Below are 23,652 nucleotides of genomic sequence, written 5' to 3' on the forward strand. Positions count from 1 at the left end.
GGGTTCGCCCATGTGCGGCATCGTCGGGATTTTGGGCAAGGAAGCGGTGGCGACGCAGATCGTCGAGGCGCTGCGGCGGCTCGAATATCGCGGCTATGATTCCGCCGGCGTCGCGACGCTGGAAGCCGGCCAGCTCGTCCGCCGGCGCGCCGAAGGCAAGCTCAGGAATCTCGAGGTTCGCCTGTCGAGCGAACCGCTCGACGGGCTGATCGGCATCGGCCACACCCGCTGGGCGACCCACGGCAAGCCCAACGAGACCAACGCGCATCCGCACGCGACCCCAAGGCTCGCCGTCGTGCACAACGGCATCATCGAGAACTTCCGCGAACTGCGCGCCGAGTTGCAGGCCGACGGCTACGTCTTCGAGACCGAGACCGATACCGAGGTCATTGCCCACCTCGTCACGCGCGAGCTCGACGGCGGCAAGACGCCGGTCCAGGCCATCGCGGCAAGCCTGCCGCGGCTACACGGCGCCTTCGCGCTCGCCTTCCTGTTCCGCGGCGAGGAAGATCTCCTGATCGGTGCCCGCAAGGGCTCGCCGCTCGCGGTCGGTGTCGGTGACGGCGAGATGTATCTCGGCTCCGACGCGCTGGCGCTGGCGCCCTTCACCAACCTCATCGCCTATCTGGAGGAGGGCGACTGGGTCGTCCTCAACCGCCGTGGCGCCACCTTCTACGACAAGGCTGGCGCAGAGGTGGTACGCCGCGCCCAGCGCGTCGCCGCGGGTGCCTTCCTGGTCGAGAAGGGCAATCACCGCCACTTCATGGCGAAGGAAATCTACGAGCAGCCGGAGGTCGTCGGCCACACGCTGACACAATATCTCGACATGGCCGCCGGCGCGGTGCGCCTGCCGTTTCAGGATAAGGTCGACTGGAAGAAGCTGTCGCGCCTCTCGATTTCCGCTTGCGGCACCGCCTATTATGCCGGCCTGACGGCGAAATACTGGTTCGAGAAGCTCGCCCGCCTGCCGGTCGAGATCGATGTCGCCTCCGAATTCCGCTACCGCGAGCCGCCGCTGCCGGCCGATGGCCTGGCATTGTTCGTCTCCCAGTCGGGCGAGACGGCCGACACGCTGGCGTGTCTGCGCTACGCGAAGCAGGAGAAGCAGACCGTTCTCTCCGTCGTGAACGTGCCGACCTCGACCATCGCCCGCGAAAGCGATGCGATCGCGCCGACGCTGGCCGGCCCCGAGATCGGCGTCGCCTCGACCAAGGCCTTCACCTGCCAGCTCACTGCGCTTGCCTGCCTTGCTCTCGCAGCGGCGCGCGGCCGCGGGACGCTCTCGGCCGAGGATGAGGCACGCCATGTCCAGAATCTGATCGCGCTGCCCGGCCTGATCGCCAAGGCGCTCGCGCTGGAACCGGAGATCGAGCAGCTCTCGCACAAGCTCTCCAGGGCCAAGGACGTTCTCTACCTGGGCCGCGGCACCAGCTTCCCGCTTGCGCTGGAAGGGGCCCTGAAGCTGAAGGAAATCAGCTATATCCACGCGGAAGGCTATCCGGCGGGTGAGCTGAAACATGGACCGATCGCCCTGATCGACGAGGACATGCCGGTCGTCGTCGTAGCCCCGCACGATGCGCTGTTCGAGAAGACCGCCTCGAACATGCAGGAGGTCGCTGCCCGCGGCGGTCGCATCATCCTGATCACCGACGCAAAGGGCGCCGCCGAATGCGGCATCGAGCCCGAGGCGACGATCATCATGCCGGACATGGATCCGACCTTCGCGCCGATCGTCTACGCCCTGCCGATCCAGATGATCGCCTATCAGACGGCGGTTTTCATGGGCAAGGACGTCGACCAGCCGCGCAATCTGGCGAAGTCCGTCACCGTGGAGTGAGGCCGGCGGCGTTGCCGTCATGCTCGGCGGAGCGAAGCGCAGACCCGAGAATCTCTTTTTCGGAGATGCTCGGGTGAAGCCCGAGCATGACGCGGTTTGTCAGGCTTCCGGCCTGCTCGCCACATAGGTGCCTGCACCGATCAGACAGAGCGCCGTCGTCGCCAGCGCGATCGGTGGCGCGCTCGTCTGCGTCAGCAACGCGAAGCTGAGCACCATCGATCCGCAGGCGAGATATTTCGCCCGCCGGGCGATGGCGCCCGTCTCGCGCCAGCGCAGGACATGCGGGCCGAGCTTCGGATGGCCGAGCAGCCAGGCCTCGAACCGCGGCGAGGACCGCGAGAAGCACCAGGCCGCGAGAATCAGGAAGACCGTGCCCGGCATCACCGGCAGCATCAGCCCGACGATGCCGAGCGCCGTGAAGATCCAGCCAGCCGCGAACAGAAGCGGCCGCGGCCAACGGCTTCGCGGCTGGTCATCGTCGCTCACGGCCTCATCCTTGCTTGCATGAAATGCGGGGCTGGCGGATATCTCCGCCTCGCTTATCTTGTCATATCGCGGCGCGAGACTGCGCCTGCAAGCAGGCGGGACGTCGCGCCGGTGCCTTGGGGAGAGAGATGACCGCCGGCCCGCCCGATCCGCGCTTCGTTCTGCCGACGGAGCTCCTTCGCCCGACATGGGGCGCACGGCTGCGCCGCTATTTCCTGACCGGGCTCGTCATCGCTGCGCCGCTCGCCATCACCGCTTCGGTGACCTGGTGGTTCATCAATTTCATCGACGGGCTGGTGAAGCCGCTCATCCCGAATTCCTATCTGCCCGATGCCTATCTGCCTTATCCGGTGCCAGGCTTCGGCCTCGTCATCGCACTGGTCGGGCTGACGCTGCTCGGCTTCCTCACTGCCAATCTGGTCGGCCGTTCGCTGATCCGCGCGGGCGAGGCGATCCTGGGCCGCATGCCGGTGGTCCGCAGCCTCTACAAAGGGGTGAAGCAGGTTTTCGAGACGATCTTCTCGCAGTCGGGCACCTCCTTCCGCAAGGTGGGGATGGTGCAGTTCCCGCAGCCGGGCATGTGGTCGATCGTCTTCATCGCGCAGGAGGCCGCGCCCGAAATCGCCGGGCGCCTGCCCGATAGCGAAGAGCAAATCGGCGTTTTCCTGCCTTGTACGCCAAACCCCACCACGGGCTTCTTCTTCTACCTGCCGCGTCGCGAGATCGTCGAGCTCTCGATCACGGTCGAGGACGGCGCCAAGCTGATCATGTCGGCCGGGCTGATCCAGCCCGGCGAGCAGAACGGCAAACCGAAGCCGGAGGCGAAGCTCCCGGTCAACGCTTGAGCGGCACCCAGATCTCGACGGTGCCGTTGCCGGTCGCGCCGTCGAAGCGCTCATCCATCCGCTCCAACGTGACGCCCATCTCGGGTTCGCGTCCCGATTTCGGGAACCAGTCCTGCCAGATCGCCTTGTAGGTCTGCTTGATGCCGGTGATATGGCCACTGTGCTCGAAGACGGCGCAGAGCTGTTCCGGCACGCTCAACCGCGCGAACTCGTCGGTCAGGTCGCCGAAGGACGAGACCTCGGCCCCGGCGATGTAGTCGAAGGCGCCATGTTCGTCGCAATTATAGCTCGCACCATAGGCGACATAGCCGCGCTGGCCGGGGATATTGCCGAAATGCGGGGCGATCTTCTGCCAGAGCAGCGGAATCCCTTGCGTCTTGTCCATCGAGAAATGGCCGCTGAACCCGGCAATCAATAATGGCTTGTTGGTGACGATGCGTGGTTCGGCGATGGGGGCGGGGGCGATGTCGTGCATGGATAGGGGCTCCACGAGGGTGAGCGAGGACAAGTCGCGCCGGGCGCGCAGCTCTTCGGGCGTGATGCCGAACTGCTCGCGAAAGGCGCGGGTGAAGGCTTCGTGGGAGCCATAGCCCCAGTCGAGCGCGACCGAGAGGATGTCGGGCGCCCCATCGGCGAGCTGGCGTGCCGCCTCCGACAGCCGGCGCTCGCGCACATAGCGCATCACCGAGCGGCCGGTCGCCACGCCGAAGGCGCGACTGAGATGGAAGCGCGAGACGCCGCTGACCTCCGCGATCTCATCGAGCGAAAGCTCGGAGGCGAAGCGGCTCTCGATGCACCAGATGGCTGTCTTGACCGGGTCCATGCTCTCTCCACGAAGCGCCGGCACCATGGCGCCGGCAAGACGGCCGCGCTTGATCAGGATTGCTGTGGGGCCGGTCGTCATGCTCGGGCTTGACCCGAGCATCTCGGAAACCAGTGTCTTCTCGTCACGAGATTCTCGGGTCTGCGCTTCGCTTCGCCCGAGAATGAGGGCAAGGTTCTCGCTCTCAACCCGCCCGCAGCAGCCGGATCGCGACGTCGCGCTCGAACAGATAGAGCAGCGCCCGCACGGCCTGCCCGCGCGGCGTCTCGAGTTGCGGATCGCGCTCGATCAATAGCCGCGCATCATCGCGGGCAGCGGCCAGCAGATCGCCGTCGATCTCCGGCCGGGCGATGCGCCAGTCCGGCGAGCCGGACTGCTTGGTGCCAAGCACTTCGCCTTCGCCGCGCAGACGCAAATCCTCCTCTGCAATGCGGAAACCGTCCTCGGTCTCGCGCATGATCGTCAATCGCGCCTCGGCGATCGGGCCAAGAGGCCCCTTGTAGAGCAGGAGGCAGGTCGAGGCAGCCGAGCCGCGCCCGATGCGCCCGCGCAACTGGTGCAACTGGGCGAGGCCGAAGCGCTCGGCGTGCTCGATCACCATGACGCTGGCGTTGGGCACGTCCACGCCGACCTCGATCACCGTCGTCGATACGAGGATGCGCGTTTCGCCGGCGACGAAAGCGGCCATCGCAGCGTCCTTCTCGCGTCCGGGCATCTGGCCATGCAGCAGCCCGACCTTGGCACCGAAGATCTCGCGCAGAGCCTCATAGCGCTCCTGCGCCGCGGCAACGTCGAGCGTGTCGGATTCCTGCACGAGCGGGCAGACCCAATAGACCTGCTGGCTGGCTTCGACGGCCCGGCCGATGGCGCCGACGACCTCGTCATAACGCTCGGACGAGATGGCGCGGGTGACGATCGGCTTCCGGCCCGCCGGCTTCTCGGAGAGGATCGAGACATCCATATCGCCGAACCAGGTCAGAGCCAGCGTGCGCGGGATCGGCGTCGCGGTCATCACCAGCACGTCGACCGCTTCGCCTTTGGAGCCGAGCAGCAGGCGCTGATGCACGCCGAAGCGGTGCTGCTCGTCGACCACGGCCAGCGCCAGATCATGGAAGGCGACGTCTTCCTGAAACAGGGCGTGGGTGCCGACGGCGATGTCGATCGAGCCGTTCGCCAAGCCTTCCAGCACCTGCCGGCGACCGGCACCTTTCTCGCGCCCCGTCAGCAAAGCAAGCTTCAGCCCGGCCTTCTCGGCCAGCGGCGCCAGCCTCTCGGCATGCTGGCGGGCGAGGATTTCCGTCGGCGCCATCAACACCGACTGCCGGCCGGCCTCGGCGGCGGCGGCCATCGCCATCAGCGCGACCACCGTCTTGCCCGAGCCGACATCGCCCTGCAGCAGCCGCAGCATCCGTTCGGGCTTGGCCATGTCGGAATGGATGTCGGCGATGGCCTTGCGCTGGCCCTCGGTCAGTTCGAAGGGCAGGGCGGACTGGATGCGCCAGCGCAAGCCCCCATCCCCGCTGGTGGCGCGTCCTGCGATCTTCTTCTGCTGGCGGCGCACCAGGGCGAGGGCGATCTGGCTCGCCAGCAGCTCGTCATAGCCGATCCGGCGGCGCGCGACCGTGTCGCCTTCGGCCGCCTTGCGATCGGCCGGGTGGTGCAGCGCTTCGACCGCCTCCCGAAAGGAGGGGAAGCTGTTCTTGGCCTGGAACCCGCCATCCTGCCATTCGGGCATCTCCGGGCAGCGTTCGGCGGCAGCCTGTGCGATCCGCATCATCACTCGCCCGCCGATGCCTTCGGTCAGCGGATAGACCGGCTCGAAGGCGGGCAGGGTGGCCGCGAGCTTGGGATCGAGGATGCGCTCGGGATGCACCATCTGGCGCATGCCTTCCCAAAGTTCGAGCTTGCCCGAGATGATCCGGTAGGCGCCGATCGGCAGATTCTGTGCCAGATGGCGGGAATCGGCGTGGAAGAAGACGAGTGTGACGTCCCCCGTCTCGTCCTCGACGATCACGCGGTAGGGTGCCTTCTTGCCCGCCGGGGCCGCGCGATGCTCGCTGACGCGGGCGGTGAAAGTCGCGATGTCGCCGATGGGCGCATCGGCGATCGAAGCGCTCGGCCGGCGATCGACTGCGCCGGTCGGCAGGTGGAACATCAGGTCGACCACGCGGGCGGTCTGCGTCTCGTCGCCGAGGAAACGATCCAGAACCTTGCCGAGTTTCGGCCCAACGCCGGAGAGCGTCGTGGCGGGAGCGAACAGCGGATCGAGGATCGAAGGGCGCAAATCGTCTCGCGAATCTGTCAGGAGCGCGAAGATCGCGGCGCCTTGGCCGCTGACTTCGCCGGGTTGCGTCGCTATATAACCTGCTCAGGCAGGCTCCGCGACGGGGCCGGCCCATTTGTCATTGCGCAATTCCCCAGGTTTTCAGGCCTGAAGTTTCGAGCCTGAAGTCTTCTTGCCCGAGGTTCTCATGTCCGGCTCGACCCGCTCCAGCGCCGATCTCGACCCGCGCCGCCGCAAGATCCTGTTCCGCGCCTGGCATCGCGGCATGCGCGAGATGGACCTGATCATGGGCCGCTTCGCCGACGACGCGATCGCCGGTTTCAGCGAGGCCGAGCTCGACGAATTCGAGCGGCTGATCGAGGTTCTGGACCGGGACCTGCTGAGCTGGGTGACCGGAGAGGCTCCCGTTCCGGAAAATTACGACACGGAACTGTACCGGCGGCTGAGGGCGTTTCACCACCACGACAAGCCGATCCATGTGTAGCCGACTATGACTTACGCGGCGTCATCCCGGGCGCAGCGAAGCGAAGACCCGGGATCCATGCCTGAGCATCGCCGTTTAGCGCTCTGGCATGGATCCCGGATCGGCGCGGCTTCGCCGCTTGTCCGGGATGACGGCGCAAGTCTCCCAACGGCGTACTGAAACGATCAAGATACCGATGAGCATTCCTCCTCCCAGCCAGATCGCCAAGCCGCAGCTCGACCGCATCCTCGATGCGCTGAACCGCGGCGACAAGCCGACACTCGCCGGCGTGCCCGATGGTTTCGACGCCGTCGTCCTCGCCGATCTCACCCGCGCCCGCGCCAAGAAGGCCGAGGGGGCGGCGATGCTCGTCTTCGTCGCCCGCGACGGTCAGCGCCTGCAGGTGCTGGAGAACGCGCTGCAGTTCGTGGCGCCCGATCTGGAGGTGATGAGCTTCCCGGCCTGGGACTGCCAGCCCTATGATCGCGTCTCGCCGGCCCCTGCCATCGTCGCGCATCGGATGACGACGCTGTCGCGTCTTGCCAAGACGAAGTCGGGCGACCGGCCGCGCCTGCTGCTGACGACCGTCAACGCCGCGCTCCAGCGCGTGCCCGCTTTCGGCAAGGTCGCCTCCGAAAGCTTCTCGGCCGCGCCCGGCAACATGGTCGACATCGAGGAACTGGCGCGCTGGCTCGACATCAACGGCTATCTGCGCACCTCGACCGTGCGCGAGACCGGCGAGTTCGCTGTGCGCGGCGGCATCGTCGACCTCTTCCCGCCGGGCATGCCGGCACCGATCCGGCTCGACTTCTTCGGCGATACGCTGGAATCGATCCGCACCTTCGATCCTGAGACGCAGCGCACGACCGGGCAGTTGCGCGGGCTCGACCTCGTACCGATGTCCGAAGCGCAGATGACGAGCGAGAGCATCCGCCGCTTCCGCCAATCCTACATCTCGACCTTCGGCACGCCCGGCCGCGACGACACGCTCTACGAGGCAGTGAGCGAAGGCCGCCGCCCTGCCGGGCTGGAGCACTGGCTGCCCCTGCTCGCCGAGAATCTGGATACGCTCTTCACCTATCTGCCGGACGTGCCTGTGGTGCTCGACCATCAGGCCGAGGACGCCGTCGGCGAACGCATCAGCCTGATCAAGGATTATTACGACGCCCGAAAGGCAGCGCTCGAGCAGGGCGGGGCCGGGGGCATTCCCTACAAGCCGCTGCCTCCGAGCGCGCTCTATCTTTCGCCGGCCGACTGGCGCGGCGCGATCGATGTCTCCGGCGTCGCCAGCCTAACCCCGTTCCAGCTGCCCGACAGCGAAGGCAAGCTCGTCCTCGATCTCGGCGGCAAGCAGGGCCGCAGCTTCGCGGCCGAGCGCGCCGGCGATTCCGGCAGCGTCTTCGAAGCCGCCGTCGCCCATGTCCGTGCGCTCGAAGCCGACGGCAAGCGCGTCATCCTTGCCGGATGGTCGGAAGGCTCGCGCGAGCGCCTTGCCCATGTGCTCGAAGACCATGGGCTGAAGAGCGTCCAGATGACCGGCTCGCTGCGGGCCGCCTTCGACCTCAAGCCGGGCACGGTCGCGCTCGCGGTCTGGGGCTTCGAGACTGGCTTCGAGGCCGGGCGCCTTGCCGTCGTCGGCGAACAGGACATTCTCGGCGATCGCCTTGTCCGCCCGCGCCGCAAGACGCGCCGGCCGCAGGACTTCATTGCGGAGCTCTCCTCGCTCGCTCCGGGCGATCTCGTCGTCCATGTCGATCACGGCATCGGCCGCTTTATCGGGCTGAAGTCGATCACGGCCGTCGGCGCGCCGCATGACTGCCTCGAGATCCACTATGCCGGCGATTCCAAGCTCTTCCTGCCGGTCGAGAACATCGAATTGCTGTCGCGCTATGGCTCGGAAGACACCGAGGTCCAGCTCGACCGGCTCGGCGGCGGCGGCTGGCAGGCGCGCAAGGCCAAGCTCAAGCAGCGCATCCGCGAGATGGCCGGCAAGCTCATCCAGATCGCGGCGGCGCGCGCGCTCAAGGAGGCGCCGCGCCTCGTGCCGCCGGCTGGCGTCTACGACGAGTTCATTGCCCGCTTCCCCTATGAGGAGACGGAAGACCAGCAGAACACCATCGACGCCGTGCTCGACGATCTCGCGGCAGGGCGCCCGATGGATCGGCTGGTCTGCGGCGATGTCGGTTTCGGCAAGACGGAGGTGGCGCTGCGTGCCGCCTTTGCCACCGCGCTGAACGGCAAGCAGGTCGCGGTCGTGGTGCCGACGACACTGCTCGCCCGCCAGCACTACCGCAATTTCGCGGATCGTTTTGCCGGCTTACCCGTCAATGTCGGGCAGGCCTCGCGCTTCGTCGGCAGCGCCGATCTCAAGACAGTCAAGCAGGGCGCGAAGGACGGCACGATGGACATCGTCGTCGGCACGCATGCGCTGCTCGGCAAGGGTGTCGACTTCAAGGATCTCGGCCTCGTCATCGTCGACGAGGAGCAGCATTTCGGCGTCGCCCATAAGGAGAAGCTGAAGGAACTGCGCGCCGAGGTGCATATGCTGACCCTCTCGGCGACGCCGATCCCGCGCACGCTCCAGCTCGCCATGACCGGCGTGCGCGAGCTCTCGATCATCGCGACGCCGCCGGTCGATCGCCTCGCTGTGCGCACCTTCGTCACGCCCTTCGATCCGCTGATCGTGCGCGAAGCCCTGCTGCGCGAGCGTTACCGGGGAGGGCGGTCGTTCTATGTCGTGCCGCGCATCGAGGACATCGCCGAGGTCAAGGACTTCCTCGACAAGCAGGTGCCCGAGTGCAAGGTCGGCATCGCCCATGGCCAGATGGCGGCCGGCACGCTCGAGGACGTGATGACGGCCTTCTATGAGGGCCAGTACGACATCCTGCTTTCGACCACGATCGTCGAGTCGGGCCTCGACATCCCCACGGCGAATACGCTGATCGTCCACCGCGCCGACATGTTCGGCCTCGCCCAGCTCTACCAGCTCCGGGGCCGTGTCGGCCGCTCGAAGACGCGCGCATACGCGCTTTTCACCGTGCCGGCCAACCGCAAGCTGACGGAGCAGGCCGACAAGCGGCTGAAGGTGCTGCAATCGCTCGATACGCTCGGCGCCGGCTTCCAGCTCGCCAGTCACGACCTCGACATTAGAGGCGCCGGCAATCTGCTCGGCGACGAGCAGTCAGGCCATATCAAGGAGGTCGGCTACGAGCTCTATCAGCAGATGCTGGAGGAGGCAGTGGCTGCTCTCAAGGCTGGCATCGAGTTCGAGACCGAGACGCAATGGTCGCCGGCGATCCAGGTCGGTGCTCCCGTCATGATCCCCGAGCATTATGTCGCGGACCTGACGCTGAGGCTGACGCTCTACAAGCGCCTCTCGACCATGGATGACGATGCCGAGCTGCAATCCTTCGGCGCCGAACTGGTCGACCGCTTCGGCCCGCTGCCCGAGGAGGTCAACCAGCTCCTGGAGATCGTCGCGATCAAGGCGCTCTGCAAGCGCGCCAATGTCGAGAAGGTCGAGGCCGGCCCGAAGGGCATCATCGTCGCCTTCCGCAACAACGAATTCGCCAATCCGGAAGGGCTGGTGAGCTACGTCGCCAAGCAGGGCACGCTGGCGAAGGTCCGCCCGGACATGCGCGTCGTCTTCATCGACGATTTCGAGACAGTCGAGCAGCGCCTGAAGGCAACGCGCCGGCTGCTGACCGATCTTGCGCGGATCGCCGAGCGGAAGAAGGCGGCCTGAGAGGGCGCCTCATGAAGTCCGTCATTCTCGGGCGGAGCGAAGCGAAGACCCGAGAATCTCTGGCAGGAATGGGCGCGTTCTCGTCCTGAGATGCTCGTGTCAAGCCCGAGCATGACGGCTGCGTGAACGCCAGCCACTCTGTGCCCGCTCGCCTCTACATATCGAAGAAGACCGTCTCGTTGTCGCCGGCGAGGTTGATGTCGAGCCACCAGGTCCCGTCCGGCTTGCGCTGGGCGATCAGGGTATGGCGGCGCACCTCCGGCACGAGGGCGAGGATCGGGTCGGTCTCGTTGCCCTCGCCATCGGCGAAATAGAGCCGGGTCAGGAGCCGCTTCAGCAATCCGCGGCCGAAGACCGAGAGCGCGACATGAGGCGCCTGAAGGCTGTTGCCGGGGCCGGGCACGCGGCCAGGGCGGATGGTGCGGAAGCGGAAGACTCCGGCCTTGTCGGTCGAAGCGCGGCCGAAGCCGACGAAATGCTGGTCGAGCGCGACGTCCTCGCGGACATCGTCCGGGCTGGCATAGCGGCCCGCCGCATTCGCCTGCCAGATCTCGATCATCGCGTCCTCGATCGGCTTGCCGTCGGCGTCGTAGACGCAGCCGGCAAGCGCGATGACCTCGCCATCAGGCGTGCCCGAGACGTTCGAGCCTGAGAGCAGGAAATGCTCCGGCGGCATCAGGTCAGGCCGCGCACCCATCTCGGAGCGACCGACGAGATCGGCGCCACCTTTCCAGGGCAAGGCGTAATGGAAGTATGGCCCGACCGTCTGCCAGGGCGTCTGGCCGAACATCGCCGGGTCCTGATTGTCCTGACGCGGGGCGGCGTTGCGGGTTTCCAGATCCCCGCTCGCCGGATCAGTGGTCGTCGTCATGGTCGTCCTCGAACGGCGTCTGGTCGCGGCCCTTGAGCACGATGTCGAAGACATAGCCCAGCGCCCAGTTCGGCACGGTGGTGCCGATGTCGAAGCGCGAGACCATGCGCTGGCGATAGGGCATCGGCACGGCGTTGGCGATCGGATCGATCTCGATCAGCGGGTCGTCCGGGAAATACATCTGCGTGACCAATCGCGTCGCGAAGGCCGGCCCCAGCAGCGAAAGATGGATATGGGCCGGGCGCCAGGCGTTCTTGTGGTTGCCCCAGGGATAGGCGCCGGGCCGGATCGTGACATAGCGGTAGCGGCCCTCGGCGTCGGTGATGACGCGGCCGACGCCGGTGAAATTCGGATCGAGCGGAGCCGGCCAGTCGTCCTTGGCGTGGATGTAGCGGCCGGCGGCATTGGCCTGCCAGATCTCGACGACGGTGTTCGGCACGGGCCGGCCGTCCTCGTCGAGCACGCGGCCGGTGACGACGATGCGCTGGCCCTGCGGTTCGCCCTTGTGCTGGGCGGTGAGGTCGGACATCGCCGGCCCCATCAGCCGGGACCAGTCGCTCGGGCCGGTCACTTCGGTCAGCGTCTGCGGAATCACGATCGGCTGATGACGCGGGCTTCGCGCCACCGTCGAACGATAGTCCGGATGAAGCGAGCTCGGCTGGCCCTGGTCCGGTGCCGCATAGGGAAGAAACAGACGGCTCATGGCAAAGGAGCTTTCACGGGCATGGCGACGCGTCTCCCTTCAGCCATGGCTCGGCGCGGGAATGGTGATCGGGCGCGCGAGCCTGGATTGTGCGGTCAGGCGGATGCCGGCATTGGCAGCACCATAGCCGGCATAGCCATCGCGCTGGACGATTTCGAAGAACAGACCACCATCCAGCGTCTGCGTATAGGCCTGCCGGAAGCTGCCCGAGGCGTCGCTGTCATGGAGGATGTTCAGCGCCTTCATCGCGTCGATCTCCTCCGCCGTCAGATCGGAGCGAGCCTCGAGGTCGTCATAGTAGTTCTCGGGGATGGGCAGCATGGCGACGCCATTCGCCATCAGCCGCTCGACCGTCGCAGCGATGTCGTCCGTCGCGAAGGCGATGTGCTGCACGCCCGAGCCGAAGAAATCGGTGATGAAGCGGGCCGACAGCGTGCGGTGGCTCTGCGAGCCGTTCAGGATGAGCCGCAGCCCATGCCCGTTCCGGCCGTCGAGGCCGCTCTCGATGACCTGGCTCTGGACCACGCCGCCGGGATCGAGCACGGCCTGGCTCGGCGCCTTCTTCGTCTCGAACAGCGACGAATAGAACAGCAGCCAGGTCAGCATCTCCTCGTACTGCATGCTCTGGGAGACATGGTCGACGCCGGTCAGCCCGGCATCGCTTCCTGCTTCCCCGGTCGCCTCGAAATCGACTTCCGCCCAGCGCCCGAGCGCCGAGGCGTGGTCGAGGAAATAGACAAGGCTGCCGCCGAGCCCACGCACGGCCGGGATGTCGAGCTCGCCGGGGCCGACCGCGCCGGCATGGGGCACGTCGAGCATCGCCTTGGCGCGGGCGATCGCGGCCTGCGCATCCGGCACGCGCAGGGCCAGCGCGCAGACCGAAGTGCCGTGGGTGATCTGATAGCTATGGGCGAAACCGTCGGCCTCGCTGTTCAGCACGATGCGGATATCGCCCTGTCTCCAGAGATCGACGTCCTTGGAGCGATGCGCGCCGGAACGAGCAAAGCCAAGCGCACGCAGCAGCCTCTCGAAGCCCGGCCGCTCCGCTTCCGACACAGCGAACTCGATGAACTCCACCGCCTCGACCGGGGCCGGCGGCGGCATCGGCACCGCGCCTGGCACGGGTTTGCCGATCTGCCGGGCGGTTTCGTCGAGCAGCCAGATCAGCGAGCGGTGCCCGTCGAGCGCGACGGAACGGGCTGAGCCGGCGCGGAAGCGGTCGTTGAAGATTTCCAGCGAGAGCACGCCGTCATAGCCGGTCGAGACCAGCGCGCGCATGAACCCGGAAAGGTTCAGGTCGCCCTGTCCCGGCAGGCAGCGCCAATGCCGGCTCCAGGAAAGCGGATCCATCTGCAGCAGCGGCGCATCGGCCATCTGCACCATCGCGATCTTGTCGCGCGGGATGGTGCCGATGGCCGAAAGGTCGAGCCCGCGCGCCAGGATATGGAAGGAATCCAGCACGATCCCGACTTCCGGCCGGTTGGCGCGGCGCACGATCTCCCAGGCGTCGCGATAGTCGAAGACATGCCGGCCCCAGGCCAATGCTTCATAGCCGACGCGCAAGCCTCGCCGGCCGGCCCGCTCGCCGAGTTCAATGAAATCGGCAGCCAGACGATCAATGCCCGACAAGGCTTCCGGCGAGACGCTGGAGCAGACGAAGAGCAGGTCTGTCCCCAGTTCCTGCAGCAGATCGAATTTGCGTTCCGCCCGGTCGAAAACGCGCTGGCGGCGGCCCTCCGGCATGCCCTCGAAATCGCGGAAGGGCTGGCAAGTCACGATCGTCAGGCCAAGGTCGCCGCAGATGCGCCGGACTTCAGCCGGGGAGCCTGGGAAGGCGATCAGATCGTTCTCGAAGATCTCGACTGCGGTGAAGCCGGCGGCGGCTATGGCCTCGAGCTTTTCCTGGAGCGTGCCGGAAACGCAGACGGTGGCGATCGATGGAATCATGGATGCCTCCTCTCAAGCCAACCGCGCCACGGCGCGCAGATCCTCGGCCGTGGTCGTGGGCAGGCCGAAGAATTCCAGATAGGCGGGGATCTGCTCGAACAGCATATCGGTGCCGACCTGCACCGCACAGCCGCGCGCGCGGGCGGCGGCGAGAAACGGCGTGATCTCCTGCGCCATCACGACCTCGCCGACCAGGGCGGAAGCGGGCAGGCGGGCAACGTCGAGCGGCAGCGGATCACCCGGCTTCATGCCGAGCGGGGTCGCATTGACGACGATGTCGAAGCCGGCCGGATCGTTCGAACCGGTCGTGACGCGCAGGGCAGGGTAATGTGCGACGAGCCGCTGCCCCAGTTCCACCGCCGCCGGCCCCTGCGTATCGAACAGGGCGAGCTCGCCAACACCGGCCTTCGCCAGAGAGGCGGCGATCGCCGAGCCGACACCACCGGCGCCGACCACGAGCGCCCGGGCGCCCGCGAGCTTGCGCCCCTTACGCAGGATGCCGCGTACGAAGCCTTCACCGTCGAACATGTCGCCGGCGAGCCGGCCATCCGGCTCGAGACGCACCGCGTTGCAGGCGCCGGCAATGGCGGCGGTCGGGGAGAGCGTGTCGACGAGGCCGGTCGTGGTGACCTTGTGCGGCATCGTCACCAGCGCACCGTGAGCATTGGAGAGCCGGAAGAACAGCTTCAGGAAATCGGGATAATCCTCGCTGCGGCAGCCCATAGGCACGACGACGGCGTCGATCCCATCCCGCTCGAAATAGGGGTTGTAGATCATCGGCGCCTTGAAGCTCTCGGTCGGAAAGCCGAGATGGCCGATCAGCCGTGTCGTGCCCCTGATCATGCTGATGCCCTCGCCGGAACAGGCTCGGTGGTGACCTCGACAGATCCGCCCGTGCGTGCCGCCTGCTTGACCGCCTCGATGACGACCAGCGTCGCCAGCCCCTCGCGCCCGGAGACGAGCGGCTCCTCCTCGCCGCGGATCACCGCACAGAAATGCCGGATCTGGGCCTGGAGCGGGTCTTCGGGCACGAAGGGGATGCGCTCGCGCTTCAGCGGCTCCCACCAGCCGCGCTTGTCCGTGTGGCTCCAGAGCTCGAGCGCGGGGATCGTCAGCGACCCCTGCGTCCCGCCGATCTGGTAGCAGGACTGATCCTGGCGCGGATAGGCCGGGTTCTCGCCGGTCGTCAGCTCCCAGCTCCAGGGCGAGACCACGGTGTCGGAAGCGCTGACCGTGCCGAGTGCGCCGTTTGCGAAGCGCAGGAGGGCGACGGCGGTTTCCTCGGCCGGGTTGCCGCGCACGGCGTTCGAGCTCTGCGCCTGCACCCCGACGATTTCGCCGCAGAGATAGCGGAAGAGGTCGATATCGTGGATCAGGTTGATCAGTATCGGCCCGGCACTCGCCTGCCGACGCCATTCGACGTCGAAATACGCGTCCGGCTTCACCAGCCAGAACTGGCCGGTCAGGGTCAGGATGCGGCCAAGCCGGCCGGCGTCGATCGCCTCGCGCGCCCCACGGATCATCGGATTATGGCGGCGGTGATGGCCGACAAGCAGCGGTACACCCGCCGCCTCGGCGGCCAGGACCAGCTTGCGTGCGCCATCCACGCTGTCCGCGATCGGCTTCTCGACCAGCATCGGGATGCCGGCCGCAGCCAGTTCCAGCCCGTTTGCGACATGGAGCTGGTTCGGCGTCGCGACGATGACGCCATCCGGCCTCTCGCGGACGGGGAGGGCATCGAAGGCGGGGTACCAGGCGACGCCGATCTCCTCGGCGAAGGCGCGCCCGGTCGGCGCCGGATCGATGATCGCTGAGAGGACCGCCCCGGACTGCGCCCTGACATGTTCGGCGTGGCGCTTGCCTATCAGGCCCGCACCCATCACAGCGATTTTGACCGGAGCCATCGGATCGATCCTCACGCGGCCTGGTCTTCGATCAGCTTGGCGATGCGCCGCAGCCCGAGCTGGTAGCCTTGCGTGCCGAAGCCGGCGATGACGCCGTCGGAACGCAGCGAGACATAGGAATGGTGCCGGAAGCTCTCGCGCTTATGCACCTGCGAGATATGGCACTCGATCACCGGCCCCTCGAAGGTGTTGAGCGCGTCGAGCAGCGCGACCGAGGTATGGGTGAAGGCAGCGGGGTTGATGACGATGCCGGCGCCGTCCTCGCGCGCCTCGTGGATCCAGTCGATGAGCTCGTATTCGCGGTTCGACTGGTGGAAGCGCAACGTCAGCCCGAGTTCCTCGGCGAGCCCGCGGCAGTCGCGCTCGACATCCGCCAGGGTCTCGTGCCCGTAGATGTGCGGCTGGCGCTTGCCGAGCAGGTTCAGGTTCGGGCCGTTCAGGACATAGACGAGGCGGGACATCGATCGCGTTCCGTTTCAGATGCCCAGGGGCTAGGCCCCGGGCTGTCGTTTTCAGTGTTTGTGCAGGATTTCGCCGAGGAACTTCCGGGTCCGCTCATGGCGCGGGTTGTGGAAGAACTCTTCCGGCGGCGCTTCCTCGACGATGGCGCCATTGGCCATGAAGATGACGCGGTTCGCCACCTGCCGCGCGAAGCCCATTTCGTGGGTGACGCAGATCATGGTCATGCCCTCTTCCGCGAGGGCGATCATGGTGTCGAGCACTTCCTTGACCATCTCGGGATCGAGGGCCGATGTCGGCTCGTCGAACAGCATCACCTTCGGCTTCATGCAAAGCGCGCGCGCGATCGCGACGCGCTGCTGCTGGCCGCCCGAGAGCTGGGCGGGATACTTGTCCGCCTGTTCCAGAATCTTGACCCGGCCGAGCAGCTTGCGGGCGGTGGCCTCGGCCTCCGCCTTGCTGGCACCGAGCGAGCGCATCGGCGCGAGCATGCAGTTCTGCAGCACGGTCATATGCGGGAACAGGTTGAAGTGCTGGAAGACCATGCCGACCTCGCGACGCACCGCGTCGATCGTCCTGGCATCGCCTCCCAGCCTTGTGCCGCCGACCCGAATCTCGCCCTTCTGGTACGCCTCCAGATGGTTGATGCAGCGGATCAGCGTCGATTTGCCGGAGCCCGACGGCCCGCAGAGCACGATACGCTCGCCTTTGCGGACCTCAAGGTTGACGTCGGTCAGGGCCTGGAAGTCGCCATACCATTTCTCGACATGGGTCATGGCGATCATGGCATCCGCCGAAACGGCGTTTTGGACGGCTGGCTGGTTCATGGCCCTGGTTCCGGTTGCTAGCATCGGGCCGAAAAGTGGAATGCACTTCTCGGGGAAATCCGATGCTGAAACAATGAGCTGGATCGCCACTTCGCGCCCGGCAGGACGCAGGGCGATCCAGCGCGCTCAGCTCGCGGTGAAGGTGATGCCTTCGAGGCTGTCCGGGAACTTGTGCACCGGCACCTTCATCCACTTGTCGTAGACCTTCTGCAGCTCGCCATTGGCCTTGATCTTGTCGATGAAGGTGTTGAGCGCGGCGTTGATCTCCTTCTCGCCGAGACGGGTGCAGGCGCCGTTGTAGAGGTTCTGGAACTCGAGCTTGTTCTCGAACTCGCCGGGGCGGCCCTGCTCGACGCGCTGCATGTAGAAGATGTTGCCGCCGAGCGCCTGAACCTGGCCGGAGACCAGCGCCTGGATCGAGGGCGCGTCGCCGTCATAGCGGCGGATCACGGTGTTGGCCGGCGCGTTCTTGGTCACCTGCGTGTCCTGCGCCGCACCCTTGGCGACGCCGATCGTGTAGCGCGCCATGTCCTCGTTGGTGGTGATCTTGTCCTTCTTCGGCCCGATCAGCACGATGGTGTTGGCGACATAGGGCTTCGAGAACTGCACGGCCTTGGCGCGCTCCGGCAGCATCGCCATCGTGGCGAAGAGCACGTCGACACGGCCCGTGGTCAGCGCCGGGATCCGGTTGTTGACCTCGAGCGGCACGAACTCGACCTGTACGCCGAGCTCCTTGGCGAAGAGCGTGGCGATGTCGGCGTCGAGGCCGTCCTGCTTGCCCGCGCTGGTCACGAAACCCCACGGCGGATTGTCGCCCTGGATGCCGACCACGATCTTGCCCTTGGCCTTGATCTCGGCGGGGGTGATCGCCTGGGCGGGACTGCCGACCAGGGCAGGCAGCGCAAGCGCGGCCGCGCCGGCGATCAGCAGGCTGCGGCGGGTGGATTTCATCTTCGTCATGTTTCTCTCCCTTTTTCTTTGGTGGTTGGACTAGGCGGTGAAGCTTGGTCTGCTCAGCGCGCAGCGATGGCCATGCGCCGCTCCAGATGCGAGCCGTAGAGCGACAGCGGCCAGCACAGCAGGAAGTAGAGGATGCCGACGATCCCGAAGACGAGCAGCGGCTGGAAAATCTGGTTGGAGACGATGTTGCCGGCCCGCGTCAGCTCGGTGAAGCCGACGATGGCGGCAAGCGAAGTGCCCTTGATCAGCTGGACCAGGAAACCGACCGTCGCCGGCAGCGAGATGCGGATCGCCTGCGGCAGGACCACGTCCCGCATCCGCGAGGCATAGTGCAGGCTCAGCGCCTTGGCGGCCTCGGTCTGGCCCTTCGGAACGGCTTCGATCGAGCCGCGCCAGATTTCGCCGAGATAGGCGCTGGCATGCAGGGTGAAGCCGATCGCGACCGCGACCCAGGCATCGAGCCTGAGCCCGATCAGCGCGAGGCCGTAATAGACGACGAAAAGCTGCATCAGGAGCGGCGTCCCCTGGAACAGGGCGATGTAGCTGGCCGTGATCCGTTCAAGCAGCGAATGGCCGGAGGTGCGCATCAGCGCGATGCCGAGCCCGGAGACGGAGCCGAAGACGAAGCCGATCGCCGACAGCGCCACGGTCCATTTCAGGCCGGTGAGGAGGAAGAGGAATTCGTTCCAGCCCATGGCGCCCTCACTTCACCGGATAGCTGAAGTAACGGGCCGAGATCGCCGCGAAGAAGCGCATCATCACCCAGGAGATCACGAGGTAGAACAGCGTGATCGTGCCGTAGACCTCGAAGGAGCGGAAACTGTCGGACTCGATCCGCTGCGCCACAGACGTCAGCTCATAGGCCGAGATCGCCGAGGCGACCGAGGTGGTCAGCGTCAGCAGCACGAACTGGCTGGTGAGCGACGGGAAGATCGCGCGCAGCGCAGGCTTCAACACGATCAGCCGGAAGACCTGCGCCTTGTGCAAGCCGAGCGCCAGCCCGGCCTCGATCTGGCCCTTGCTGATCGACTGCACGCCGCCGCGGATGATCTCGATGGCGTAGGCGCCGCCATTGATGCCGAGCGCGATGATCGCCGTCGGCGTCGGGTCGAGCCTCAGGCCCGTCAGCGGCAGCGCGAAGTAGATGAAGAAGATCTGCACCAGGAAGGGCGTGTTGCGGATCACCTCGACGAACGCCTTCACCAGAAAGCGGATCGGAGAGAAGCGGGAATCCCGCAGGATGACCCCGCCAATACCGATGACGATCGCCAAAGCCATGCCGGCGAGCGCCAGCAGGAAGGTGCCGAGGCAGCCCATCAGCAGGTCGGGCATGCCCTCGATCACAGGTGCGAAATCGAGCTTGTAGTTCATGGCGCTTCCCAAAACGGCCGACCTTCTGAAGGGGTCGATCCGGGTCCCGTCTGTCGTCGCGGCCCTTCTGGCGAGGGCCTTGTCGTCCGCACGCGCAGCTTGCGCGGAGCCGATGGTGTGTTAATTGTACCAGTTAGTTCATTTGGTCAAGCAAAATTAACCGAGCTGTCCATTTGAGTGCCGCCGAACGCCGGCGGAACGGCAAGGCACCGGGTAGAACATGAGCAAAGCAGCGACCAAACCGCAGGGAGCCAGCCGGAAATCGGCCTCCTGGACGCAGGACCCGGAGGGCGTGCGCCGCAGCATTCTCGAGGCCGCGCGTCTCGAATTCGTCGAGAACGGCCTGAGCGGCGCGCGCGTCGACGAGATCGCGGCCCGAACCGCGACCAGCAAGCGGATGATCTACTACTACTTCGGAGACAAGGAGGGGCTCTACCGCGCCGTCCTCGAAGAGATGTACGAGCGGATCCGCAGCTTCGAGCGCGGACTCGATCTCGCCAGCCTGGAGCCGGAGGAGGCGATCGCGCTGCTGACCGGCTTCACCTTCGACTACCATGCCGAGAACCCGGATTTCGTGCGGATGGTGATGATCGAGAACATCCATCACGGCCGGCACCTTGCGACCTCCGACCGGATCTCCACGCTCAACCTCTCGGTGATCGACATGATCCGCGAGGCCTACGAGCGTGGCATCTCGGCCGGCATTTTCCGGGCCGGAATCGAGCCGATCGACATCCACCTGACGATCAGCGCGCTCGCCTTCTACAACGTCTCGAACCGCGCCAGCATCCGCCAGGTCTTCGGCCACGACATGGGGGCACCCGAGGCGCTGGCGCGCCGCAGGGCCGCTGCCATCGACACCGTGCTGCGCATGATGCGCCGCTGAAGGCTGCCGCTCCTTACCGACGATCCGGCTTGCGGCGGCGGAGGCCATCGTCAGGCTTCCACCAGCCCAGCCATGGCCTGGATGGCGAGTTCATAGCCGGCGGCGCCGAGCCCGATGATGATCCCTGTCGCCGTCCGCGACACCAGGGAGTTGTGGTAGATGCTCTCACGCGCATGCACATTCGAGATGTGCAGCTCGATCTTGGGACGCTCGAACATCTTCAACGCGTCGAGCAGCGCGACTGAGGTGAAGCTGTAGCCGGCCGGGTTGATGATGATGCCGCAGGCTTCCTGGCGCGCCTGCTGAACGCTTTCGACCAACTCGCCCTCGAAATTGGTCTGGCGAAAATCGACGGCGAAGCCGAGCGACCTGGCCTTCGCCTCGCAGCGCTCGCCGATCTCGGCCAGCGTCGTGGATCCGTAGATCGCCGGCTCGCGCTGCCCCAGCAGATTCAGGTTGGGGCCGTTCAGGATGTAGATGCAGCCGCGCCCGGCCGCCGGCTTCTCGCCTGCCGACATGATGTCCTCCCGAGATCGTTCGCTGCGGAGACCATCGCTCCGTCGACTTCTTATGCTGGCGATCTTATCCGGGGTCGGCCTCAAATCAACTGATAATTGTCAGATCATCTGCTAATTATCCGACAAGCTGCTTTTTGGTTGGCGTCGCCGACCCCGCGGCTTAGTCTGAATCGAGCAGGTGAGGGGATGCCATGATGGATGCGGCACCGGATATCGGCGGCGACGGGATCGCCGCGCTGTCGACGGGCGAGCATGCCTATGAGCGGATCCGGCAGGATATCGTGTTCGGGCGCCTGCAGCCGGGCCAGAAGCTGACGCTGGACAGGCTGCGCGCGGTCTACGGCGTCGGCATCAGCACCTTGCGCGAGATCTTCAACCGCCTCGCGCCGGAGGGCTTTGTCGTCGCCGAGGGGCAGCGCGGCTTCCAGGTCGCGCCCTGCACGGCCAGCGAGCTCCAGGAACTCGCCGATCTCAGGCTGCTGATCGAATGTCACGCGCTCGCGCAATCCTTCGCGGCCGGCGATATGGAATGGGAAGGGCGCGTCGTCGCCGCCCATCACAAGCTCGCCCGCATGGAGGAGCGCCTGCTCGCCGACGACGATTCCGGCACGCAGCAGTGGAAGCGCTACGATTTCGAGTTTCATCAGGCGCTGGTGTCGGCTTGCGGCTCCAGGGCGCTGCTCGACCTTCATGCCGGCATCTACGAGCGCTATCTGCGCTACCAGATGGTGTTCTTCATCTTTTGGGGGCCGACCTCGATCGGCGAGCATCGCGCCTTGCTCGATTGTGCGCTGCGCCGCGACGCAGGCGAGGGGCAGCGGCTCCTGCGCGGCCATATCCTCGGCTGCGTCGACGTAGCGCTCGAGCGGGGCTTGTTGGACTAGCGGACCGGCCCCCGAAGGGGCCGGTCCTGTTGGATTGGCGGTGCGCTCAGGTCCGATACCAGGCCGCCAGATTCCAGGTCGTGACCTCCCAGCCCGAGATGTCGGCCTCCAGGTTGTTGGCGGAAGCGCCGACGACCGTGCGTGAGAGGATCGGCAGCAGGATATTGGCCTCGCAGAAGATCTCGTTGACCCTGATCAGCAGCGCGGCGCGCTTGGCCGGATCGAACTCCTTCTGGGCGGCCTTGTAGGCCTTGTCGGCCTCGGGGTCCGAGTAGCGCGAGACGTTGCGGCCCAGCCACTTGTTCTCCTTGTTGGCGATCTCCCAGGAGACGAGCTGGTTGAGGAAGCGCTCCGGATCGGGCTGCGGCTGCGTCGTGGTGTACATCTCCATGTCGCAGTACAGCTTGGTGTAGGTATCCGGGTTGGCAACGTCCGAAGAGAAATAGACCGAGGCCGTGACCGACTTGAGCTCGAGGTCGATGCCGACGCGCTGGCAGGCCTGCTTGATGATGGCCTGGGTCTTCTGGCGCGGGGCGTTGATCGAGGTCTGGAAGACGTATTTGAGCTTCTTGCCGTCCTTCTCGCGGATGCCGTCGGCGCCCTTCTTCCAGCCGGCGTCGTCGAGGATCTTGTTGGCCTTGTCGATATTGAACTCGTATTTGAGCTTGGGCGACTTGAACTGCTTGGGCTCGTTGACGAAGCTCGCCGTCGCGGTGCCGCCGCGGCCATAGATGAACTTCTGGATCGAGTCGCGGTCGATCAGCAGGTTGAGCGCCTCGCGTACTTTCGGGTCGGACAGCGTCGGATGTTTGGTCTTGACGCTCGAGCGCTCGCCATCGACCTCGGTCCACGGATCGGTCGTGTTCAGGATGATGAACTCGATGTCGCCGCCGGGAACCGCCACCACCTTGCCGCGACCGCCGGTCTCCATGCGCTTGAGGATCTCATCCTCGACCTGCATGTTCCAGGCATAGTCGTATTCGCCGGTCTGGAGCACGGCACGCGCCGCCGAAACCGCGTCACCACCGCCCTTGGCTTCAAGCGTGTCGAAATGCGGTTGGTTCTTGACGTGGTAGTCCTCGTTGCGGGTGCCCGTCAGGATGTCGCCTGGCTTGAAGTCGACGAACTTGTAGGGGCCGGTGCCGACCGGCTTCAGGTTGCCCGGAGCCTCGCGCGACTTGGCGCCCTTGTAGTCGCCGAAATGGTGCTTCGGGATGATCATGCCGGCGACGCCGACGAAGGGATCGGCCCAGAACGGCGTCGGGTCCTTGAAGATCACCTTGACGGTGAGGTCGTCGATCTTCTCGACCTTGATGTTGGTGTAGGAACCGGTCGTATACGCAGCGGTCGCGGGATCGGCGGCATACTCCCAGGTGAAGACGACGTCGTCGGCGGTGAACGGCTTGCCGTCATGCCACTTCACGCCCGGCTTCAGCTTCCAGATGACGGTCGTGCCATCGGCCGAGAGGCCACCATTGGCCTTGCTCGGAATCTCGGCGGCGAGCTGGGGGAAGAGGTTGCCCTCCTTGTCCCAGCCGGCGAGCGGCTCGAAGAAGATGCGCGAGGCGATCTGGTCCTTGGTGCCGGAGGCGAAATGCGGGTTGAGCAGGGTCGGAGCCTGCCAGAGCAGGATCTTCAGTGCCCCGCCGCCGCCGGCCTTGGTCGGCTTGTATTGTAGCGCGGCGTTTGCCATCGCGACATCGTTCCAAGCCAGGATCTGGCTCGCGATCGGGGCGGTGATACCCACCGCCGCCATCTTCTGGATGAAGGATCGTCGCGACAGCGTGCCGCCCTTCACATCCGCGACGAGGCCGCGGATTTCCCGTTCGTCCATTCTAT

The 23,652-nt window shown here is 66.0% G+C and carries 21 protein-coding genes; 6 read left to right on the top strand and 15 right to left on the bottom strand.

The window, feature by feature from the left end:
- Positions 1-10 precede the first annotated feature (10 nt).
- Entirely contained in the window at positions 11-1,837 is a 1,827-nt protein-coding gene (gene glmS / locus AB4Z10_RS14360; protein WP_441471054.1) for a glutamine--fructose-6-phosphate transaminase (isomerizing), read from the top strand.
- Between the two features lie 99 nt (positions 1,838-1,936).
- On the opposite strand, the gene AB4Z10_RS14365 is transcribed toward glmS, so the two are convergent.
- Positions 1,937-2,323, bottom strand: coding sequence for a YbaN family protein (locus tag AB4Z10_RS14365; protein ID WP_441471055.1), 387 nt, complete (start codon positions 2,321-2,323; stop codon positions 1,937-1,939).
- A gap of 128 nt (positions 2,324-2,451) precedes the next feature.
- On the opposite strand from AB4Z10_RS14365, the gene AB4Z10_RS14370 reads away from it, so the two are divergent.
- Positions 2,452-3,168 carry a DUF502 domain-containing protein gene (locus AB4Z10_RS14370; protein ID WP_441471056.1) on the top strand — a complete coding sequence of 239 codons (717 nt, stop codon included), beginning with the start codon at positions 2,452-2,454 and terminating at the stop codon, positions 3,166-3,168.
- Here the strand turns inward: AB4Z10_RS14370 and AB4Z10_RS14375 are convergent.
- On the bottom strand, positions 3,158-4,072 hold the full coding sequence (locus AB4Z10_RS14375) for an AraC family transcriptional regulator (RefSeq protein ID WP_441471057.1): 915 nt from the start codon (positions 4,070-4,072) through the stop codon (positions 3,158-3,160). The two genes, AB4Z10_RS14370 and AB4Z10_RS14375, sit on opposite strands and share 11 nt — an antisense overlap.
- A 103-nt stretch (positions 4,073-4,175) precedes the next feature.
- Positions 4,176-6,275: an ATP-dependent DNA helicase RecG gene (gene recG, locus AB4Z10_RS14380; protein ID WP_441471058.1), complete on the bottom strand. Its 2,100-nt coding sequence runs from the start codon at positions 6,273-6,275 to the stop codon at positions 4,176-4,178.
- A 187-nt stretch (positions 6,276-6,462) separates the two neighbouring features.
- Here recG and AB4Z10_RS14385 point away from each other — a divergent pair, with 187 nt between their 5' ends.
- Together AB4Z10_RS14385 and mfd are read left to right on the top strand one after the other, a co-directional pair.
- Positions 6,463-6,759, top strand: coding sequence for an FAD assembly factor SdhE (locus AB4Z10_RS14385; RefSeq protein WP_441471059.1), 297 nt, complete (start codon positions 6,463-6,465; stop codon positions 6,757-6,759).
- A gap of 175 nt (positions 6,760-6,934) precedes the next feature.
- The gene (mfd, locus tag AB4Z10_RS14390; RefSeq protein ID WP_441471060.1) at positions 6,935-10,483 is read left to right on the top strand and encodes a transcription-repair coupling factor; all 3,549 of its coding nucleotides are present in this window, start codon (positions 6,935-6,937) and stop codon (positions 10,481-10,483) included.
- Positions 10,484-10,637: 154 nt separating this feature from the next.
- On the opposite strand, the gene pcaG is transcribed toward mfd, so the two are convergent.
- The 10 genes from pcaG to AB4Z10_RS14440 all read right to left on the bottom strand — a co-directional run bounded on the left by pcaG (position 10,638) and on the right by AB4Z10_RS14440 (position 19,525).
- Positions 10,638-11,354 carry a protocatechuate 3,4-dioxygenase subunit alpha gene (pcaG, locus tag AB4Z10_RS14395; protein ID WP_441471061.1) on the bottom strand — a complete coding sequence of 239 codons (717 nt, stop codon included), beginning with the start codon at positions 11,352-11,354 and terminating at the stop codon, positions 10,638-10,640.
- Complete coding sequence (pcaH, locus tag AB4Z10_RS14400; RefSeq protein WP_441471062.1) at positions 11,338-12,057, bottom strand: protocatechuate 3,4-dioxygenase subunit beta; 720 nt, start codon at positions 12,055-12,057, stop codon at positions 11,338-11,340. The genes pcaG and pcaH overlap by 17 nt, the downstream gene beginning before the upstream one ends.
- Before the next feature lie 39 nt (positions 12,058-12,096).
- Entirely contained in the window at positions 12,097-14,004 is a 1,908-nt protein-coding gene (locus tag AB4Z10_RS14405; RefSeq protein WP_441471063.1) for a bifunctional sugar phosphate isomerase/epimerase/4-hydroxyphenylpyruvate dioxygenase family protein, read from the bottom strand.
- Between the two features lie 12 nt (positions 14,005-14,016).
- Entirely contained in the window at positions 14,017-14,847 is an 831-nt protein-coding gene (locus AB4Z10_RS14410) for a shikimate dehydrogenase family protein (protein WP_441471064.1), read from the bottom strand.
- Positions 14,844-15,908, bottom strand: a complete 1,065-nt coding sequence (locus AB4Z10_RS14415) for a Gfo/Idh/MocA family protein (protein WP_441471065.1) — start codon at positions 15,906-15,908, stop codon at positions 14,844-14,846. Before AB4Z10_RS14415 ends, AB4Z10_RS14410 begins: the two co-directional genes overlap by 4 nt.
- 11 nt (positions 15,909-15,919) lie before the next feature.
- The gene (gene aroQ, locus AB4Z10_RS14420) at positions 15,920-16,369 is read right to left on the bottom strand and encodes a type II 3-dehydroquinate dehydratase (RefSeq protein WP_441471066.1); all 450 of its coding nucleotides are present in this window, start codon (positions 16,367-16,369) and stop codon (positions 15,920-15,922) included.
- A 51-nt stretch (positions 16,370-16,420) separates the two neighbouring features.
- Positions 16,421-17,152, bottom strand: coding sequence for an amino acid ABC transporter ATP-binding protein (locus AB4Z10_RS14425; protein ID WP_441471095.1), 732 nt, complete (start codon positions 17,150-17,152; stop codon positions 16,421-16,423).
- Between the two features lie 168 nt (positions 17,153-17,320).
- Positions 17,321-18,154, bottom strand: a complete 834-nt coding sequence (locus AB4Z10_RS14430; protein ID WP_441471067.1) for a transporter substrate-binding domain-containing protein — start codon at positions 18,152-18,154, stop codon at positions 17,321-17,323.
- A 53-nt stretch (positions 18,155-18,207) separates the two neighbouring features.
- Entirely contained in the window at positions 18,208-18,849 is a 642-nt protein-coding gene (locus AB4Z10_RS14435) for an amino acid ABC transporter permease (RefSeq protein WP_441471068.1), read from the bottom strand.
- A 7-nt stretch (positions 18,850-18,856) separates the two neighbouring features.
- A complete protein-coding gene (locus AB4Z10_RS14440) occupies positions 18,857-19,525 on the bottom strand; it encodes an amino acid ABC transporter permease (protein ID WP_441471069.1) in 669 nt (222 codons plus the stop codon).
- Positions 19,526-19,745: 220 nt separating this feature from the next.
- Between AB4Z10_RS14440 and AB4Z10_RS14445 the strand changes: the two genes are divergently transcribed.
- Entirely contained in the window at positions 19,746-20,411 is a 666-nt protein-coding gene (locus tag AB4Z10_RS14445) for a TetR/AcrR family transcriptional regulator (RefSeq protein WP_441471070.1), read from the top strand.
- Positions 20,412-20,461: 50 nt separating this feature from the next.
- On the opposite strand, the gene aroQ (AB4Z10_RS14450) is transcribed toward AB4Z10_RS14445, so the two are convergent.
- Positions 20,462-20,929 (bottom strand): type II 3-dehydroquinate dehydratase, encoded by a 468-nt coding sequence (aroQ, locus tag AB4Z10_RS14450; protein ID WP_441471071.1) that lies wholly within the window; start codon positions 20,927-20,929, stop codon positions 20,462-20,464.
- 191 nt (positions 20,930-21,120) lie between these two features.
- Between aroQ (AB4Z10_RS14450) and AB4Z10_RS14455 the strand changes: the two genes are divergently transcribed.
- Positions 21,121-21,813: a GntR family transcriptional regulator gene (locus tag AB4Z10_RS14455; protein WP_441471072.1), complete on the top strand. Its 693-nt coding sequence runs from the start codon at positions 21,121-21,123 to the stop codon at positions 21,811-21,813.
- Between the two features lie 46 nt (positions 21,814-21,859).
- On the opposite strand, the gene AB4Z10_RS14460 is transcribed toward AB4Z10_RS14455, so the two are convergent.
- A complete protein-coding gene (locus AB4Z10_RS14460; RefSeq protein ID WP_441471073.1) occupies positions 21,860-23,647 on the bottom strand; it encodes a peptide ABC transporter substrate-binding protein in 1,788 nt (595 codons plus the stop codon).
- Positions 23,648-23,652: the final 5 nt, after the last annotated feature.

It is taken from the genome of Allobosea sp. RAF48 (assembly GCF_052114025.1).
In the GTDB taxonomy this organism is placed as follows: Bacteria; Pseudomonadota; Alphaproteobacteria; order Rhizobiales; family Beijerinckiaceae; genus Allobosea.

What these genes read in the sequence shown, in the direction of transcription:
- aroQ (WP_441471066.1), bottom strand. Translation starts at nt 16,369, where the DNA reads ATGTCCCGCCTCGTCTATGTCCTGAACGGCCCGAACCTGAACCTGCTC.
- AB4Z10_RS14430 (WP_441471067.1), bottom strand. Translation starts at nt 18,154, where the DNA reads ATGACGAAGATGAAATCCACCCGCCGCAGCCTGCTGATCGCCGGCGCG.
- AB4Z10_RS14385 (WP_441471059.1), top strand. Translation starts at nt 6,463, where the DNA reads ATGTCCGGCTCGACCCGCTCCAGCGCCGATCTCGACCCGCGCCGCCGC.
- glmS (WP_441471054.1), top strand. Translation starts at nt 11, where the DNA reads ATGTGCGGCATCGTCGGGATTTTGGGCAAGGAAGCGGTGGCGACGCAG.
- AB4Z10_RS14415 (WP_441471065.1), bottom strand. Translation starts at nt 15,908, where the DNA reads ATGGCTCCGGTCAAAATCGCTGTGATGGGTGCGGGCCTGATAGGCAAG.
- AB4Z10_RS14455 (WP_441471072.1), top strand. Translation starts at nt 21,121, where the DNA reads ATGATGGATGCGGCACCGGATATCGGCGGCGACGGGATCGCCGCGCTG.
- AB4Z10_RS14445 (WP_441471070.1), top strand. Translation starts at nt 19,746, where the DNA reads ATGAGCAAAGCAGCGACCAAACCGCAGGGAGCCAGCCGGAAATCGGCC.
- AB4Z10_RS14460 (WP_441471073.1), bottom strand. Translation starts at nt 23,647, where the DNA reads ATGGACGAACGGGAAATCCGCGGCCTCGTCGCGGATGTGAAGGGCGGC.
- AB4Z10_RS14375 (WP_441471057.1), bottom strand. Translation starts at nt 4,072, where the DNA reads ATGACGACCGGCCCCACAGCAATCCTGATCAAGCGCGGCCGTCTTGCC.
- AB4Z10_RS14370 (WP_441471056.1), top strand. Translation starts at nt 2,452, where the DNA reads ATGACCGCCGGCCCGCCCGATCCGCGCTTCGTTCTGCCGACGGAGCTC.
- aroQ (WP_441471071.1), bottom strand. Translation starts at nt 20,929, where the DNA reads ATGTCGGCAGGCGAGAAGCCGGCGGCCGGGCGCGGCTGCATCTACATC.
- AB4Z10_RS14410 (WP_441471064.1), bottom strand. Translation starts at nt 14,847, where the DNA reads ATGATCAGGGGCACGACACGGCTGATCGGCCATCTCGGCTTTCCGACC.
- AB4Z10_RS14440 (WP_441471069.1), bottom strand. Translation starts at nt 19,525, where the DNA reads ATGAACTACAAGCTCGATTTCGCACCTGTGATCGAGGGCATGCCCGAC.
- AB4Z10_RS14425 (WP_441471095.1), bottom strand. Translation starts at nt 17,152, where the DNA reads ATGATCGCCATGACCCATGTCGAGAAATGGTATGGCGACTTCCAGGCC.
- AB4Z10_RS14405 (WP_441471063.1), bottom strand. Translation starts at nt 14,004, where the DNA reads ATGATTCCATCGATCGCCACCGTCTGCGTTTCCGGCACGCTCCAGGAA.
- AB4Z10_RS14435 (WP_441471068.1), bottom strand. Translation starts at nt 18,849, where the DNA reads ATGGGCTGGAACGAATTCCTCTTCCTCCTCACCGGCCTGAAATGGACC.
- pcaG (WP_441471061.1), bottom strand. Translation starts at nt 11,354, where the DNA reads ATGACGACGACCACTGATCCGGCGAGCGGGGATCTGGAAACCCGCAAC.
- pcaH (WP_441471062.1), bottom strand. Translation starts at nt 12,057, where the DNA reads ATGAGCCGTCTGTTTCTTCCCTATGCGGCACCGGACCAGGGCCAGCCG.
- mfd (WP_441471060.1), top strand. Translation starts at nt 6,935, where the DNA reads ATGAGCATTCCTCCTCCCAGCCAGATCGCCAAGCCGCAGCTCGACCGC.